The organism is Pseudonocardia charpentierae (genome assembly GCF_031845345.1).
Lineage (GTDB): Bacteria > Actinomycetota > Actinomycetes > Mycobacteriales > Pseudonocardiaceae > Pseudonocardia > Pseudonocardia charpentierae.
Genome location: NZ_JAVREJ010000099.1, coordinates 1 through 668, shown reverse-complemented (window position 1 = coordinate 668; position 668 = coordinate 1). Strand labels below are relative to the sequence as shown.

Here is a 668-nt window from a genome sequence, read left to right as displayed (position 1 = left end):
GGCCTCGGGATCGACGGTGGAGATCACCCGCTCCGGGGCGACCTTCCGCGCGATGCGCCAGCGTCCGTCAGTCCCGTCGGAGCCCTCGACGGGCTCCACGTCCTGCCCGGCGACCAGCGCCAGCAACCCGACCGCGTCGGCGGCCCGCGGGTCGAGTTCGGCGTCGGGCAGGTGTCCCAACAGCCGGTGCGCGTCCGAGACCAGGACATCCACCAGCCGCGCCCGGGCGTCGGGGTCGTCCCAGGCGATCGCCGGCTTGCCCGGATCGCGGTAGTCATGGGCCGAGCACTGCTCGGCGATCACCGCGGCAGCGCCGGGCACGTCCCGGGCGACCCGGCGGATCGCCGCGATCAGCTGGGTGACCGTGTCTTGAGTGGCCACCGCGTCATCGAGCACCGTGGAATCCAACGCGCGCCGCGTCTTCCCGGTCAGCACCCCGGTCTGGGCCACCACCTGCCCGACCACATCGAAGATCCGCCGCGGCCGCGCCGAGGCGGCCAGCCGGCGCCGCCAGTAGGTCAACACCGTCGGATGGAACCCCGGCGCGGTCACCGCCAGCCCGCACGCGGCCTTCCACCGCAGATCGAACGTGACCGCCTCGACCGCCTCGCTGTCCGACAGCCCGTGCAAGGTCTGCAACACGATCACCGAGGCGACCACGTCCGCCG

Annotated in this window: 1 protein-coding gene; it reads right to left on the bottom strand. The window is 73.5% G+C overall.

Going from position 1 to position 668, the window contains the following annotated elements:
* Window positions 1-668, bottom strand: a 668-nt coding sequence (locus tag RM445_RS32035) for a transposase (RefSeq protein WP_311560610.1), incomplete at both ends; no start/stop codon positions are given.